Consider the following 14,284-nt stretch of genomic DNA (forward strand, 5'->3'; position numbering starts at 1 on the left):
GGTTATTCCAGCGGAAGAACGGACAGCACCGCGAAAGGCTTCGGGCCCGCGCTCGGGCGCTCCAGGTCGATGGCGTGCGTGGCCAGCTCGGCCGCGTCGAGATGCACCACGCCGTCTTCCACCTTCACGGCGAACTTCGGCGTGCAGCCCTCGTCGGGCGCCTTGGCGCAGCCGTCGTCCAGCCCGATGGCCCAGTTGTGCAGCGGGCAGGCCACGCTGGTGCCGAACACGATGCCCTGGCTCAGCGGGCCGCCCTTGTGCGGGCAGCGGTCGAGCAGCGCGAACACCTGGTTCTCGGAATTGCGGAACACGGCCACGTCCAGCCCGGCCGGGCGCGTCACGCGGCGCGCGCCGAGCACGGGGATGTCGTCGATGCGGCAGATCACTTTCCAGTCGCTCATGGTGGGGACTCTTCTTTCTCTCGTTCTGTGTTCCGGTTCAGGCGGCTGCGGTCAGCGGCGTGAACTGCCGCACGTCGACCGACGCCTGCGCCGACTCGAACCACGGATCGGGCTCGCCGTCGAGCGCGAACTGCAGGCGCTCCCACAGCGCCTTGCGGCCCTCGGCGTCGTCCAGGATCTTCTTTTTCACGTAGTCCAGGCCCACGCGGCCGATGTAGTGCACCGTGCGCTCCAGGTACCAGCCTTCCTCGCGGTACAGCTGCAGGAAGGCGCCCGAGTACTCCATCACCTCGGCGGCTGTCTTCACCTTCACCAGGAACTGCGCCACCTCGGTCTTGATGCCGCCGTTGCCGCCCACGTAGAGCTCCCAGCCGGAATCGACGCCGATCACGCCCACGTCCTTGATGCCGGCTTCGGCGCAGTTGCGCGGGCAACCCGACACCGCCAGCTTGACCTTGTGCGGCGAATACATGGCCCACAGCGCGCGCTCCAGGTCTTTGCCCATCTGCGTGCTGTCCTGCGTGCCGAAGCGGCACCACTCGCTGCCCACGCAGGTCTTCACCGTGCGCAGCGACTTGGCGTAGGCAAAGCCGCTGGGCATGCCGATGTCCTTCCACACGCCTTCCAGGTCTTCCTTCTTCACGCCCAGCAGGTCGATGCGCTGGCCGCCCGTGACCTTGACGGTCGGGATCTTGTACTTGTCGGCCGCGTCCGCAATGCGGCGCAGCTCGTCGGGCGTGGTGTGGCCGCCCCACATGCGCGGGATGACCGAATAGGTGCCGTCCTTCTGGATGTTGGCGTGGCTGCGTTCGTTGATGAAGCGGCTCTGCGGATCGTCCTTCGCCTCCTTGGGCCAGGTGCTGATCAGGTAGTAGTTGACGGCCGGGCGGCAGGTGGCGCAGCCATTGGGCGTGCGCCAGCCGAGGTTGCGGTAGACCTCGTCGTGCGTCAGGTAGTGCTCCTTGCGGATCGCGTCGCGCACGTCCTGGTGGTTCGCGTCGGTGCAGCCGCACACGGCCTTCTTCTTGGGCGTGGCGGAGTAGTCGCCGCCCGCGGTGAACATCAGGATCTGCTCGACCAGCCCGGTGCACGAGCCGCAGCTCGCGCTGGCCTTGGTGTGCTTCTTCACCTCGTCGAGCGTGAACAGGCCCTTTTCCTTGATGGCCTTGCAGATGGTGCCCTTGTTTACGCCGTTGCAGCCGCACACCTCGGCGTCGTCGGGCATGCTCGCGGCCTTGTTGTGGCCTTCATGGCCGGTGTCGCCGATGTTCGATTCCCCGAACATCAGCTTGTCGCGGATGTCGTGCACGCTGCGGCCGTCGCGCAGCAGCTTGAAGTACCAGCTGCCGTCCACCGTGTCGCCGTAGAGGCAGGCGCCCACCAGCTTGTCGTCCTTGATGACCAGCTTCTTGTAGACGCCGCCGAAGGGGTCGCTCATGACGATCTCCTCCGTGCCTTCGCCGCCCATGAACTCGCCGGCCGAGAACAGGTCGATGCCCGTCACCTTCAGCTTGGTGGAAGTGAGCGAACCCAGGTAGCGGCCGATGCCGAACTGCGCCAGGTGGTTGGCCGCCACCTTGGCCTGCTCGAAGAGCGGCGCCACCAGCCCGTAGGCGATGCCGCGGTGCGCCGCGCATTCGCCCACCGAGTAGATGCGCGCATCGGTCACGGTCTGCATGGTGTCGGTGACGACGATGCCGCGGTTGCAGTGCAGCCGCATCTTCTCGGCCAGCTCCACGTTGGGGCGGATGCCCACGGCCATCACCACCAGGTCGGCGACGGTCTCGGTGCCGTCCTTGAAGCGGATGGCCTTGACACGGCCGTCCTCTCCACCCACCAGCTCCTGCGTCTGCGCGCCCATCATGAACTTCAGGCCGCGGTCTTCCAGCGACTTCTGCAGCAGCTTGCCCGCCACGTCGTCGAGCTGGCGTTCCATCAGCCAGGGCATGACGTGCACCACGGTCACGTTCATGCCGCGCAGCATCAGGCCGTTGGCGGCTTCCAGGCCCAGCAGGCCGCCGCCGATGACCACCGCGTTCTTGTGCGTGCGCGCGGTCTCGATCATGTAGTCGGTGTCGGCGATGTCGCGGTAGGCGATCACGCCCTTCAGGTCCTTGCCGGGCACCGGCAGCATGAAGGGGTTGGAGCCGGTGCACATCAGCAGGCGGTCGTAGGCGGCCTCGGTGACGCCACCTTCCGAATCCACGGCGCGCACGATGCGCTTGACGCGGTCGACCTCCACCACCTTCTTGCCGGCGTGCAGCGTAATGTTGTTCTCCGAATACCACTCCCAGCTGTTGAGCACGATCTCGTCGATGGTCTGCTCGCCCGCGAGCACCGGCGACAGCAGGATGCGGTTGTAGTTGGGATGCGGCTCCGCGCCGAAGACGGTGATGTCGTACAGGTCGGGCGCGATCTTCAGCAGCTCCTCGAGCGTGCGCACGCCGGCCATGCCGTTGCCGACCATCACGAGTTTCATTTTCTTCATGGGGCTGGACCTTTCAGGGAAATCAAGCGGACTTGCGCCCGCGGCGCGCGTTCAGAATCGCGCCATGAGCTTTGAAGTGGACATCGGCTACAGCAGCCGGCGCGGACCGCGCGAGGTGAACGAGGACTTCGCCGGCGCGGTGCATGCGCCGCCGGGCGACGAGGCACGCGGGCTCATCGCGGCCATTGCCGACGGCGTGTCCAGCGGAGGCCGGGGCCGCGAAGCGGCGCAGACCACGGTGATGGGGCTTCTGGCCGACTACTTCGCCACGCCCGCCACCTGGGAGCCGACCGCCGCGCTCGACCGGCTGGTCGCCGCGCAGAACGGCTGGCTGGCCGACCACAACCGCCGCCGCCAGAGCAGGCGCAGCGAGGAGGGCGGCACGGCCCTCACCACGCTCACCGCACTGGTGCTTCATGGCCAGAGCTACACGCTGGCCCACGTCGGCGACACCCGCGCCTGGCGCGTGCGCGCCGGCGGCGAAGCGGCCGTGCCGCTCACGCAGGACCATGCCTTCGACCATCCCGACATGCGCAGCCGCCTGACGCGCGCCATCGGCCTCGACGACCAGGTGCGTGTCGACTACGTGCAGGGCGACGTTCGCGTGGGTGACTGCTTCGTGCTCACTTCCGACGGCGTGCACGGCGTGCTCAAGCCGCAGCAGGTGGCTGCGCTGGCGCTGCGGGGCGACGACGCCGAGGCTGCCAGCGAGGCGCTGGTGCATGCCGCGCTCGACGCCGGTACGCGCGACAACGCGACCGCGCTGGTCATCCGCGTGTTGGGTTTGGACGCCCGGCAGCTCGACGACGAACTCGGCGACGGCCGCAGGCTCGCTCCGCCGCCCGCGCTGAAAGTGGGCGAGGTGCTCGACGGCTACGCGATCACTGCGCTTGTGGCCGACACCGGCGTGCATCTGCTCTACCAGGCGCGTCATCCGGTCACGCGCGAGCTGGTCGCGCTGAAGACGCTGCATCCCTCGCGCGCCGGCGATCCGCAGGAGCGCGCGATGCTGGCGCACGAGGCCTGGCTGGGGCTGCGCGTGGGCGGCAGCGGCTTCGTCCGCGTGCATGAACGCGCCGAGAACGCGAGCGCGCTCTACATCGTTTTCGACTGGCACGGCGGGCGCACGCTGGAGCAACTGCGCAAGGCCAATCCGCGCGGCGCGGTGGCCGATGTGGTGGCCGCCGGCATCGAACTGAGCCGCGCGCTCGGCCGGCTGCATCGGCAAGGCGTGATCCACCGCGACATCAAGCCCGGCAACCTGCACCTGGGCGACGACGGCCGCTGGCGCATCCTCGACCTGGGCGTGGCGCTGTCCGGCAGGGAGGGCGCGGCCCAGCGCGAGCTGCATGCGGGCACGCCCAGCTACATCAATCCCGAGCAGTGGGAGGAGGGCGGCACCGCCAATGCGGGCAGCGACCTGTTCGCCCTCGGCGTCACGCTCTACCAGTGGCTCACCGGCCATCTGCCCTACGGCGAGATCGAGCCCTACCAGGTGGCGCGCTACCGCCGCGACCCGGTCGCGCTTTCGCGGCTGCGGCCCGACCTGCCGATCTGGCTCGACCACCTGGTGCGCAAGGCCGTCGCGCGCGATCCGCGCGAGCGTTTCGAGACCGCCGAGGAACTGCTGCTCGCGCTCGAACGCGGTGCATCGCGCCCCGTGAACGCACCCGCCGCCACGCCGCTGATCCGCCGCGATCCGCTCGTGCTCTACCAGCTGGCGCTGGGCGTGTCGGTGCTGTTCAACCTCCTGTTGATCGTGTGGCTGCTTTTTCTGCCGCATTGAGCTCACCCCCAGGCTTGCCCACTGCGTGTGGCCGCCAACCCCCTCTCCGGGGGCAGCACCGGTGGCCCGGCAAAGCCGGTTCCACGGTGTTCCTGGCATAGGGGCGCGCGGATTCATGCGGAGCGCCTCGCCGGTTGCGAAGCCGGCGCATGGGCCGGCACGACGCGCGCGCGGCCACCCTTCTCGGCCCAGGTGCGGGTCCAGCGGATCTGCATCACGCGCATCACGCCCAGCATCACGAGTGAGAGCGCCGCGAAGAAGATGAAGCCCCAGAGGTAGCTGCCCAGGTACTGCTTCGACAGGCCCATGGCGTTGGGCACCAGGCCGCCGCCCAGCGCGCCGATCTCGCCGATCATCGAGCCGGCCACCGCCGTGCTCGCGGGCCAGCGCAGCGGCACCAGCTGGAAGAGGGCGCCGTTGCCCGCGCCCAGCGCGGCGAAGCAGACGATCAGCACCAGCGTGGTGACGGTCAGCGAACCGGAAGAGACGCCCACCAGCACAAGGCCCACGGCCACCACCAGCAGCACCACGGTAAGCGTGTTCACGCCGCCCCAGCGGTCGGAGATCCAGCCGCCCACGACGCGCACCGCCGCGCCCATGAAGGCCGCGAGCATGGTCAGCTGGCCGGCCTGCACTTTGCTCACGCCGAACTGGTCGTAGTAATACGAGGGCAGGAAGGTCGTGAGGCCGATGAAGCCACCGAAGGTCACGCCGTAGATCAGGCTGAACACCCAGCCGTCTTTTTCGAACAGGCAGGCGATGTGCTCGCGGAAGCTCGAATGCGCGTTCACGTCCGGCGGCTCCTTGGCGAAGAGCACCATCACGACCATCGGGATCAGGATGGCGACGGCGGCCACGCCGTACACCGCCTGCCAGCCCAGCCAGTTGGCCAGCGGCGGCGCCACCAGCACCGACACGGCCGTGCCCACGTTGCCCGCGCCCACCAGCCCCATGGCCAGGCCCTTGTGCTGCGGCGGGAACCAGCCCGAGCCCAGCGACAGCGCCACGCCGAAGCTGGCGCCCGCGATGCCCAGCAGCACGCCCATGGCGAGCAGGTCGTTGAAGCTCTTGACGAAGAAGAACCCGAAGAGCATCGCCACCGCGATCAGCGCCATCTCGACCAGCGTGGCCTTCTTGCGGCCGATGTACTGCGAGAGGATGCCCAGCGGAAAACGCATGAGCGCGCCCGCGATGATCGGCACCGACAGCATCAGGCCCTTCTGCGCCGGCGAGAGGCTGAAGGTCTCGCCGATGAAGGGCGCCATGGCGCCGTTGAGCACCCAGATGCAGCAGGAGAACGAGAAGTACAGGAAGGCCGCGAACAGTGTCGGACTGTGGCCTGACTGCAAGAAATTCCTGAAACCTGACATGGCGTTCAAAGATGCAAAAAGCCGCGGCGCGGCCCTGGAGGGGCCGTGTCGACGGACGGGGTTGGGAGCGGGGTGCCGGCAGCGGACGCTGCAAGCGTGGGGGTGCGCGCGGCATGTGTGTTGCCGGGCCGGATGCAGGAGCCTGCAGCCTCTTCACCAAAGCGGTGCTTCGTTACACCGCGCCCTGTTTCATGCAAGAGGCGTGCCCGCGGATTCGCGCGGGCGTGGCCTATGCTCGCGGTGCGCTCCCGCACCGTTCTTTCTCCACGATGTCCCTTCTCGTTGTCCTGCCCGATGAACCTGCCGGCCCGGTGCTGCCGCAGCCGCTGGCGAAGGCCTTGTCCGGCGCTGGGATCGACGTGCTCGGCGTTGCCGATTGCGTTGGTTTCGCACGGCAGTTCGAGGCGCTCGCTCCTCGGCAGGTGCTGATCTTCCTGCCCGTGCCCACGCCCGCGCTGCTCGATGCCCTGCGCGGCTGGGCCGGTGTGCCGCCGTGCGCTGTGGGCCTCGCCAGCGGGTCGCTGAACGCCGCGCAGCACGAGGAACTGGTCGCGCTCGGCGTGCACGCCTGGCTGCATGCCGATGCCATCGAGGCCGGATCGCTTGCCGCATTGATGGCGCGCGCCTCGTCCCGCTGGCAGCGCGAGGCCGCGCTGCGCACCGAACTGGAGAACCTGCGCACCCGCATGGACGAGCGCAAGTGGGTCGATCGTGCCAAGGGCCTGCTGATGTCCGCGCGCGGCATCGGCGAGGACGAGGCCTTCGGCCTGCTGCGAGGCGCCGCGATGCACGCGAACCTGCGGCTCGGCGAGGTGTCGCGTTCGGTCATCGAGGCCGCGCAGTGGGCGGAGGCGATCAACCGCGCCGGGCAGCTGCGCATGCTCTCGCAGCGGCTGGTGCGCGTGGCGGCGCAGCTGCTGGGCGGCATCGACGCGCAGCGGGCCAGGCTGCTGCGCACGCAGTCTTCCGAGCGGGTGCAGCAGAACCTGGATCACTTGGCGGCCCTCGGACTCGGCGCGGGCGGCGTCGAGGCGCTCGCGCAGGCGCAGTCCGCGTGGAGCGGGCTGGCCGAAGCCCTGACTGCAAAGCCGACGGCGGCGGGACTGGCCGACATCGACCGGCGCGCCGAAGTGCTGCTGAACGCCGCCGAGGCGCTCACCGAGGCGCTCGAAACCTCGGGCGCGCGGCGCGCGCTGCGCATCGTCAACATCTGCGGGCGGCAGCGCATGCGCGCGCAGCGGCTCGCCAAGGACGCGCTGCTGGCCGCAGCGCTGAAGGAAGAAGCGACCAAGGCACGGCTGGTGCCGACCATGGCCGAGTTCGAAGCCGCGCTGCTCGAACTGGAGCGTGCGCCGCTGAGCACTGCCGAGATCCGTGCCGCGCTGGCGAGCGCGCGCGACGAATGGCTGCGGCTGGTGGGCGGCGTGCAGGCGCTCGACAGCGCCGACGGCCGCGCCACGCTGGTGCGTTCCAGCGAGGCGCTGGTCGACACTTTCGAACGCCTCACGGCGTCGTACGAGCACAGCCTGCAAGTGATCATGTCCTGACGCCGGTTGTGCTGGCGCGGGGCGCGGTATCAGGCCGCGACCTTCTCCACGTGCGCCTGGCGCGTGTAGAGGAAGTCGATCACCGCCTTGCGCGCATGCACGTAGGCCGGGTCTTCGGCCAGTTCGACGCGGTTGCGCGGGCGCGGGATGTCCACCGACAGCACCTCGCCGATGGTCGCTGCCGGGCCGTTGGTGAGCATCACGATGCGGTCGCTCAGCAGCACGGCCTCGTCCACGTCGTGCGTGACCATGACGACCGTGCTGTGCGTCTTCTGCACGATCGCGAGCAGCTCGTCCTGCAGCTTGGCGCGGGTGAGGGCGTCGAGCGCGCCGAAGGGCTCGTCCATCAGCAGCACCTTGGGCTCCATCGACAGCGCGCGTGCGATGCCCACGCGCTGCTTCATGCCGCCGGAGATCTCGCCGGGGCGCTTCTGCGCGGCGTGCGAGAGGCCGACCAGCGCCAGCGCCGCGTCGGTGCGGGCGCGAAGCTGCGCCTTGCTCTCGGTGGCCGCGAACACCCGCTCCACCGCGAGGTACACGTTCTCGAAGCAGGTGAGCCAGGGCAGCAGCGAGTGGTTCTGGAACACCACCGCGCGCTCGGGGCCGGGGCCCTTGATCTCCTTGTTGGCGCACAGCAGCGAACCCTGCGTGGGCGTGGTGAGCCCGGCGATCAGGTTCAGCAGCGTCGACTTGCCGCAGCCCGAGTGGCCGATGAGCGTGATGAACTCCCCCTTGGCCACGTTCAGGTTCACGTCGCGCAGCGCGACGAAGCGGCCCTTGGGCGTCTTGAACGCCTGCTCGACGCCGTGGATCTCGATGTACTTGGTGTCGTCGATCATTGGAAACCTCCGTGCAGCAGCGCTGCGGTATTCGCCTTCGGAGCGGCCGTGCGGCTCATGACTTCACCTCTTCGAACGTGAACGCGGTTGCGAGCTTGATGAGCGCGAACTCCAGCACCAGGCCGACGATGCCGATCACGAAGATCGCGATGATGATGTTGGCTACGTTGAGGTTGTTCCACTCGTCCCACACCCAGAAGCCGATGCCGACGCCACCGGTAAGCATTTCGGCGGCCACGATCACCAGCCAGGCGGTGCCTACGGCCAGCCGCACGCCGGTCAGCATGTAGGGCAGCACGGCGGGAAAGAGGATCTTGGTGAGGATCTTCCACTCGCTCAGGTTCAGCACCTTGGCCACGTTCATGTAGTCGGCGGGCACGCGCTGCACGCCCACGGCGGTGTTGATGATCATCGGCCAGATCGAGCAGATGAAGATGGTCCAGATGGCCGCCGGGTTGGCGCCCTTGAACACCAGCAGGCCGATGGGCAGCCAGGCGAGCGGCGACACGGGGCGCAGCAGACTGATCAGCGGGTTGAACATGCGCGAGAGGAACTCGAAGCGCCCGATGGCGAAGCCGGCCGGAATGCCGACCAGCGCGGCGAGGCCGAAGCCCAATGCCACGCGCTGCAGCGAGGAGAGCACGTTCCAGCCCACGCCCTGGTCGTTGGGGCCCTTGCTGTAGAACGGGTCGCTGAACACCGTCACCGCCTGCTGCCAGGTGGCAGCGGGCGTGGGGAAGCCGGTGGTGCTCTTCATGGCCACCACCTCCCAGATCAGCAGCAGCAGTCCGAAGCCCGCCAGCGGCGGAAGCACGCGCATCCAGAAGGCGCGCAGGTCGAGCGGCGCGCGGGTGCGCGGCTCGGGTGCGGGGGCCGGCACCGGCTGCGGAGCCGCCACCTTGGAGGCGGCCGGCTTGGGCGGGGCGGAGGGCGCCGACTGGGCGGCGGCCACATCGAGCGGCGAGTGGAAGACTGCGCTGACCATGGTGTTCTCCCTATGCATGGAGCTTGAAGGAATCGGCGTACTTCTTCGGGTCCTTGCCGTCCCAGACGGAGCCGTCGAAGAGCTTGCTGGTGCGCATCGTTTCCTTGGGCACCGGCGTCTGCGTGGCGGCGGCGGCCTGCTTGTAGATGTCGATGCGGTTGATCTCGGTGGCCACCTTCAGGTAGTCGGGGTGCTCCTTCAGCAGGCCCCAGCGCTTGTGCTGCGTGAGGAACCACATGCCGTCCGACAGGTACGGGAAGGTCACGGCGCCGCCGTTGTAGAACTTCATGTGGTTGGGGTCGTCCCAGCTCTTGCCCAGGCCGTTGGTGTAGCGGCCCAGGATGCGCTGGTTGATGGCGTCCACGCTGGTGTTGACGTAGCTCTTGTCGGCGATGGTCTCGGCCATCTTGTTCTTGTTCTGCAGGCCGGTGTCGATCCACTTGCCGGCCTCCAGGATGGCGGCCGTCACGGCGCGCGCGGTGTTGGGGTACTTCTTCGCGAACTCGGCGGTGGTGCCCAGCACCTTCTCGGGGTGGTCCTTCCAGATGTCCTGCGTGGTGATGGCGGTGATGCCGATGCCGTCCATGATCGCGCGCTGGCCCCAGGGCTCGCCCACGCAGTAGCCGTCCATGTTGCCCACGCGCATGTTGGCGACCATCTGCGGAGGCGGCACGGTGATGTTCTTCACGTCCTTGAACGGGTCGATGCCGGCCGATGCGAGCCAGTAGTACAGCCACATGGCGTGCGTGCCGGTGGGGAAGGTCTGCGCGAAGGTGTATTCGCGCTTCTCGCTCGCGATGAGCTTGGCGAGCGATGCGGCGTCCACCGCGCCCTTGTCGGCCAGCTTCTTCGACAGCGTGATGGCCTGGCCGTTGTTGTTGAGCGTCATGAGCACGGCCATGTCCTTCTTCGGGCCGCTCAGGCCCAGGTGCATGCCGTAGACCAGGCCGTAAAGCACGTGGGCGAAGTCGAGCTCGCCGTTGGCCAGCTTGTCGCGCACGCCGGCCCAGCTGGCTTCCTTGCTGGGCACGATCTTCACGCCGTACTTCTTGTCGATGCCCAGCACCGAGGCCATCACCACGCTGGCGCAGTCGGTCAGCGGGATGAAGCCGATCTTCACTTCTTCCTTCTCGGGCTTGTCGGAGCCCTGGGCCCAGACGGCCGCGCGCAGCGCAGGGTCGATGCCCACGGCGCCGATGGCGGCGGCTTGCAGGACGCGGCGTCGGCTGAGACGGGTTTTGAGCAGGTCGGTCATGTGGCGGGGCTCCGGTTGAAGACGAACAAACAAGAAAGACAAAAACGAAAAGGCGTCCGCACCGCGCAGGGGCTGCTCGAAAACGAGCCCTTGCGGGATGGGGACGCCTTTGTCCGGTCGGTAGGAAGCACCCGCCGTTGGATGCCGCCTGCCTGAAGGTCCATCGAGGACCTATGAACTTATTGCTTGCAAGCGGTGTGCCAGCTTCGAGATTTGCCGGCTGCTATCAAGAAAGTAGCTGGATGTCGCACGAAGCCGCAGCGCGCAGCGGGGGAGGGGCAGGCCGGGCGGCAAAGGGTGGGTGGCACGGTTGTTGTGCGGTGCACCAAATTCGAACGCCCGGGCCGCTCGCTTCAGCGCGGCGGTGCGCGGTCGAGCATGGGCAGGTAGTCGGCCATCGCGAGCATCGACTCGGCCACGTCGACCAGCCTGCGCTTCTGGTTCATGGCGGTCTGGCGCAGCATCTTGTGGGCGTCTTCCTCGCTGAGGCGGCGGTGCGCCATCAGCAGGCCCTTGGCGCGCTCGACGATCTTGCGTTCGTTGAGCGAGGCGCGCACGGTCTCGAGTTCATCGCTCATGGCCTGCAGCCGGCGCGACTGCTCCTGGACCATGTCGAGCACCGAGCGCTCCAGGTGGCGGCCCAGCTGGGCCGGTGCTGCCGCCTGGGCATCGGCGTCGTCGAAGAAGAGCGCGCCGGCCTGCGGCGCCAGAGAGTCGAGCAGCTGGCGGTATTCGCGAAGCTCGCTGCGGGCCTGCGCGGTCTTGTGCTCGCACAGCGCGCGCAGGTCGCCGGCCAGACGCTCCTCTACGGTCTTCATGGCGTCGATGCGGCGGGTGCAGCAGTCGAACCAGGCCTGGCTCAACGGCACGTCGGCCGGCCCGGACGCCGCGCCGCGCCGGCGGATGCGTTCGAGATCGGCCACTTCGGCGTCGGGCTGGATGTCGTGCCAGAGCGCGAGCACCTCTTCGCCCGAGAAGTCGGTGAAGACCTGGAAGCAGCGCTCCTGCGATTCGATCAGGTGAAGCCACTGCAGGCGCTGCGCCTCGTCGCTGCGGCCCAGCGCGAGCGCGGCGGAGCCGAATGCGCGCTCCTGGCCGGCGAATTCCTTGCCCTGCATGAAGTTGAACATCGCGACCAGCAGGCGAGAGATCTCGGGGTCGGTGGCGCCGTCGGCGGCCTCGAACACCACCGAGAGCAGGCCCGCGACCAGCTTGGCGAAAGCGGCGGTGGATTGCGCCGGCTTGAGCTCGAGCGCGTCGATGCGGCGGCGCAGGGCGGGCAGGGCGTCCAGGCCCGGCAGCACCCAGGCGATGCGGCTGAACAGGCGCGCGTTGTTGCCGGCGTCGGAGCCGCGGTGGTAGTTGTCGGCCTCGAGCTGGTCGAAACAGGTGCGGACCTCCTGCTCGAGCGCGACGCATTCGGCGATCTGCGGGCCGCGCTGCTCGGCGAAGCGGCCGCCGCGCGAGGTGAGGAACATGTTCGACATGCCCCGCTCGCGCTGCAGCGCGTGCACCAGCCGGCCGATCAGGCCCACCAGCTCGCTGGTGCGGGCGAGCCGGTCCAGTTCGTCGATTTCGCAGCGGCGGGCGGCGATGAGGAAGCTCAATCCGGATTTCATGGTGGGGCGCGTGGCTCTGGCTGCGTCACTGCAACATCCGTGCCGTTTGCCCCCTTGCGGGCGTCGGCGGAGGGCGGCGCCTACACTCGGCGCCATGCTCTTGTTGGGAATCGAATCATCCTGCGACGAGACCGGCGTGGCGCTGGTCGAGTCGCACGGCAACGCGCTGCCGGTGCTGCGTTCGCACGCGCTGCACAGCCAGATCGCCATGCACCAGGCCTACGGCGGCGTGGTGCCCGAACTGGCCAGCCGCGACCACATCCGCCGCGTGCTTCCGCTGACCGAGACGGTCATGGCCGAGGCCGGCCGCTCGCTCGGCGAGATCGACGTGGTGGCCTACACGCGCGGGCCGGGGCTCGCGGGCGCGCTGCTGGTGGGCGCCGGCGTGGCCTGTGCGCTGGGCGTGGCGCTGGGCAAGCCGGTGCTGGGGGTGCATCACCTCGAAGGGCACCTGCTGTCGCCGTTCCTGAGCGCCGACCCGCCGGAGTTTCCGTTCGTCGCGCTGCTGGTGTCGGGTGGGCATACCCAGCTGATGCGGGTGGATGGCGTGGGGCGCTACGAGCTGCTCGGTGAAACCATCGACGACGCGGCCGGCGAGGCCTTCGACAAGAGCGCCAAGCTGATGGGCCTGCCGTATCCCGGCGGGCCGTGGCTCGCGAAGCTGGCAGAGGGCGGCGATGCCGCGGCCTTCAAGCTGCCGCGCCCGCTGCTGCACAGCGGCGATCTCGACTTCTCCTTCGCCGGACTGAAGACCGCAGTGCTCACGCAGGCAAAGAAGCTGGGCGACGAGCTCGAAGCCCGCAAGGCCGACCTGGCGGCGTCCACGCAGGCGGCCATCGTCGAGGTGCTGCTGAAGAAATCTCTGACTGCGCTGGACCAGACCGGCCTCAAGCGGCTGGTGGTGGCTGGAGGCGTGGGGGCCAACAGGAGCCTGCGCGAGCAGCTGGATGCGGCATGCGCCAGGCGCAAGGTGCGGGTGCACTACCCCGAGCTGCACCTGTGCACCGACAACGGCGCCATGATCGCCATGGCTGCCGCGATGCGGCTGCAGTCGGGGCTGTCGCAGGCGAGCGAGCGCTATGCCTTCGACGTCAGGCCGCGATGGCCCATGGCTGCGCTGTCCGTGCCTGAATCGGCGCTACCTGAGACTGCGTAATCGTTTGCCTCGACTGCCTGCCGGCGGCCGGCAGCGGCAGCACATCCAGCACGTTGCGCCATAGCTGGCGCCATTGCGGCCAGTCGTGGCCGCCCTCGGTCGTGAAGACGCGCCCCGGCGGCAGGGCGTCGGCCAGCAGCTTGTGGTTGCTGGCAAAGCGGTCTTCCAGGCCGAACCCGAGGTACAGCGGCGGCAGGTTCTTCGACGGCTTGGCTTCCAGGTACTGCTGGAAGAAGGGCCAGAGCTTGCGGTCGGGCTCCTCGTCGGGCTGCGGTCCGGTGGGTGCCTGCCAGGCGCGCAGGCCGCCGGCCTTCTTGATCTCCGCGCCGAGCACCCGGCGACCCAGGTAGGGCGCGAGCGCCACGATGCCGTCCACCGAGCCCGGCCGCGCCAGTTCGTGGATCAGCGCGCCGAAGCCGCCGATGGAAATGCCCACGAGCCAGATCGACTTGTAGCCCTTGGCGCGCTGCGGCTCGATGACCTCGGTGTGCAGGCGGTCGCTCAGCGTCTGCTCGTAGTAGTAGGAAACATCCGCGTCGACCAGCAGCGCGTCGGCCGCCAGATGACGCTCGCGCACGGCGTCGATGAAACCTTCGCGCTCGAACTCGTCGGGCTTCAGGTAGGCCCCGGGCAGGAACACCAGGAGCGTGTCGGATTGTTCGTTGGGGTTGGCGGGCTGAAGGTGCGTTTTCATGGTGCCTTTTGGGGGCACCCGAACCGCACCGTAGCCGTTCGGTGCGTTTACAAGACGCCCACGAAGAAGAAAGTTCTAAGAAAACGTCACATCATGTGACGTTATCCAGCGCTATTGTGAATAAGGTGCTCGTTTAAAGTCAAA

11 protein-coding genes are annotated in these 14,284 nt (G+C 68.4%); 3 read left to right on the forward strand and 8 right to left on the reverse strand.

Translation table 11 applies throughout. The features are described from left to right. Positions 1-2: 2 nt before the first annotated feature. Positions 3-401, reverse strand: coding sequence for a nitrite reductase small subunit NirD (gene nirD / locus ACHMXA_RS14415; protein ID WP_176667350.1), 399 nt, complete (start codon positions 399-401; stop codon positions 3-5). A gap of 37 nt (positions 402-438) precedes the next feature. Continuing rightward, positions 439-2,889 carry a nitrite reductase large subunit NirB gene (gene nirB, locus ACHMXA_RS14420; RefSeq protein WP_176667351.1) on the reverse strand — a complete coding sequence of 817 codons (2,451 nt, stop codon included), beginning with the start codon at positions 2,887-2,889 and terminating at the stop codon, positions 439-441. Positions 2,890-2,953: 64 nt separating this feature from the next. On the opposite strand from nirB, the gene ACHMXA_RS14425 reads away from it, so the two are divergent. Continuing rightward, positions 2,954-4,675 carry a bifunctional protein-serine/threonine kinase/phosphatase gene (locus ACHMXA_RS14425; RefSeq protein WP_176667352.1) on the forward strand — a complete coding sequence of 574 codons (1,722 nt, stop codon included), beginning with the start codon at positions 2,954-2,956 and terminating at the stop codon, positions 4,673-4,675. A 113-nt stretch (positions 4,676-4,788) separates the two neighbouring features. Here ACHMXA_RS14425 and ACHMXA_RS14430 read toward each other — a convergent pair whose 3' ends face one another. Then, on the reverse strand, positions 4,789-6,045 hold the full coding sequence (locus ACHMXA_RS14430; protein ID WP_176667353.1) for a nitrate/nitrite transporter: 1,257 nt from the start codon (positions 6,043-6,045) through the stop codon (positions 4,789-4,791). Positions 6,046-6,314: 269 nt separating this feature from the next. Between ACHMXA_RS14430 and ACHMXA_RS14435 the strand changes: the two genes are divergently transcribed. Next, positions 6,315-7,592 (forward strand): ANTAR domain-containing protein, encoded by a 1,278-nt coding sequence (locus ACHMXA_RS14435; RefSeq protein ID WP_256099154.1) that lies wholly within the window; start codon positions 6,315-6,317, stop codon positions 7,590-7,592. A 29-nt stretch (positions 7,593-7,621) separates the two neighbouring features. Here the strand turns inward: ACHMXA_RS14435 and ACHMXA_RS14440 are convergent, their stop codons facing one another. The 4 genes from ACHMXA_RS14440 to ACHMXA_RS14455 all read right to left on the reverse strand — a co-directional run bounded on the left by ACHMXA_RS14440 (position 7,622) and on the right by ACHMXA_RS14455 (position 12,290). Continuing rightward, positions 7,622-8,431, reverse strand: a complete 810-nt coding sequence (locus ACHMXA_RS14440) for an ABC transporter ATP-binding protein (protein ID WP_176667355.1) — start codon at positions 8,429-8,431, stop codon at positions 7,622-7,624. Between the two features lie 55 nt (positions 8,432-8,486). After that, the gene (gene ntrB, locus ACHMXA_RS14445; protein ID WP_176667356.1) at positions 8,487-9,416 is read right to left on the reverse strand and encodes a nitrate ABC transporter permease; all 930 of its coding nucleotides are present in this window, start codon (positions 9,414-9,416) and stop codon (positions 8,487-8,489) included. A gap of 10 nt (positions 9,417-9,426) precedes the next feature. Continuing rightward, positions 9,427-10,671 carry a CmpA/NrtA family ABC transporter substrate-binding protein gene (locus ACHMXA_RS14450; protein WP_176667357.1) on the reverse strand — a complete coding sequence of 415 codons (1,245 nt, stop codon included), beginning with the start codon at positions 10,669-10,671 and terminating at the stop codon, positions 9,427-9,429. A gap of 353 nt (positions 10,672-11,024) precedes the next feature. Continuing rightward, positions 11,025-12,290, reverse strand: a complete 1,266-nt coding sequence (locus tag ACHMXA_RS14455; RefSeq protein WP_176667358.1) for a nitrate regulatory protein — start codon at positions 12,288-12,290, stop codon at positions 11,025-11,027. A 94-nt stretch (positions 12,291-12,384) separates the two neighbouring features. On the opposite strand from ACHMXA_RS14455, the gene tsaD reads away from it, so the two are divergent. Continuing rightward, a complete protein-coding gene (gene tsaD / locus ACHMXA_RS14460; protein WP_176667359.1) occupies positions 12,385-13,446 on the forward strand; it encodes a tRNA (adenosine(37)-N6)-threonylcarbamoyltransferase complex transferase subunit TsaD in 1,062 nt (353 codons plus the stop codon). On the opposite strand, the gene ACHMXA_RS14465 is transcribed toward tsaD, so the two are convergent. Further along, positions 13,382-14,140, reverse strand: a complete 759-nt coding sequence (locus ACHMXA_RS14465) for an alpha/beta hydrolase-fold protein (RefSeq protein ID WP_176667360.1) — start codon at positions 14,138-14,140, stop codon at positions 13,382-13,384. The two genes, tsaD and ACHMXA_RS14465, sit on opposite strands and share 65 nt — an antisense overlap. Positions 14,141-14,284: the final 144 nt, after the last annotated feature.

This window comes from Variovorax sp. UC74_104 (genome assembly GCF_044055375.1).
Classification (GTDB): Bacteria; Pseudomonadota; Gammaproteobacteria; order Burkholderiales; family Burkholderiaceae_C; genus Variovorax.